The organism is Yersinia sp. 2542 StPb PI, from assembly GCF_048593855.1.
GTDB classification, from domain to species: Bacteria; Pseudomonadota; Gammaproteobacteria; order Enterobacterales; family Enterobacteriaceae; genus Yersinia; species Yersinia enterocolitica_E.
This window is the reverse complement of sequence record NZ_JAZGQA010000399.1, coordinates 1-1,276: the sequence shown is the minus strand read 5'-3', so window position 1 is coordinate 1,276 and position 1,276 is coordinate 1. Positions and strand designations below refer to the sequence as shown.

Here is a 1,276-nt window from a genome sequence, read left to right as displayed (position 1 = left end):
AAAAAGTCTATCACCTAATGAAATTGCTGTTATGCAAGGGATTAGCCAGGGTTTGACGATTAATGATATAGCCAATAACATCAATGTTAGTCGAAAGACAATTAGTGCATATAAAAGAAAATTGCATGAAAAGTTCAATGCGAAGTCTATTATTCAGTTGTCGATTATTGCTAAGCGTCATGGGCTCCGACAATGACAAGCTCTACTTCACTCAGTAAAAATCATCCTCATCATCCCCCCTAAAATCCCTCCTGCAGTTAACGGTGAATCTGTATCCTGACTTTCACCTATTGCCCATGTTGTTTAATGATTTTTTTGGGTTGTGAATTTAGAACCAGGTAATCAAATCCACCTCATAAGCATAACTATTTCTTGTTACATCATAAAGTTATGCAGCTGTAACGGATAGATCTATACGAGCTGCCCTCCAAATGTTGGGAAAACTGACACTTGGAGGGGGGGTATTATTTACTAATCAAGTTATCCCTATCATTTGACTGATTACGTTCTGTTTTTTTATTAAATATGGAAAGTATTCTATTAGCAACCATATACAATATAGTGAATATAACCACGGTACCTATTATTCTTAAAATAAGAACTGTCAGTCGGTAAGTGTCATTGAATGACTTACTCGCCATATTAATATATCCATTGGTTTGATTGTTTAAAGAGTACTTTTCAGCATTCTCATGAAAATATTGTGCAAACGTTCCTGATCTTTGTTTTGTTACATGAAATGGCACTGCTTTTGAGCCAATGGGTAAACGAATCTTATCTCCATTGCTGGTACTGAGCAATGTATCATCAATAAGAACAATAACGTTGTTTCCATCGGGTAACTTTGCAATATAGAATCTGGCGTAGTCTAGTTCATTAATAAGTGTTTTTATTTTACTTTGTGTCCAATAAGGAATGAATTTGGTCTTTTTTTTCCGCCCAGACCCTGAAGTAATAAATCCACCACGTTGAATATCAACAATACCATATAATTCGGTTGGTTCGAGAGACTCGGTTTCTATAGTGAAGTAACTACCCACTCTGATATCTGCTAACGTTTTAATGGTTGGAATAGTATCTCCGGCTTTTTTCCCCTCATACTGTTCACCTGATTTTGCATTTCTAATGTTGCCTTCAGACACTTCACTTTCAAAAAGATAAAAAAACCGTTGGTAAGGCGTGATGGCAGAAATGTAAACGGCAATAAAGAAAAGGACGATAAATCCTGTATATTTTAAAACTTTCATTTTTCAAAACACTCCATTTGTATTAACAT

Annotated in this window: 2 protein-coding genes; one reads left to right on the top strand and one right to left on the bottom strand. The window is 35.3% G+C overall.

Features of this window, described 5'->3' with window-relative positions:
- Positions 1–196, top strand: a 196-nt coding sequence (locus V1952_RS21895) for a response regulator transcription factor (protein WP_420075555.1), incomplete at its 5' end; no start/stop codon positions are given.
- Positions 197–464: 268 nt separating this feature from the next.
- On the opposite strand, the gene V1952_RS21890 is transcribed toward V1952_RS21895, so the two are convergent.
- Positions 465–1,247 (bottom strand): hypothetical protein, encoded by a 783-nt coding sequence (locus V1952_RS21890; RefSeq protein WP_372558591.1) that lies wholly within the window; start codon positions 1,245–1,247, stop codon positions 465–467.
- Between the last annotated feature and the right edge of the window lie 29 nt (positions 1,248–1,276).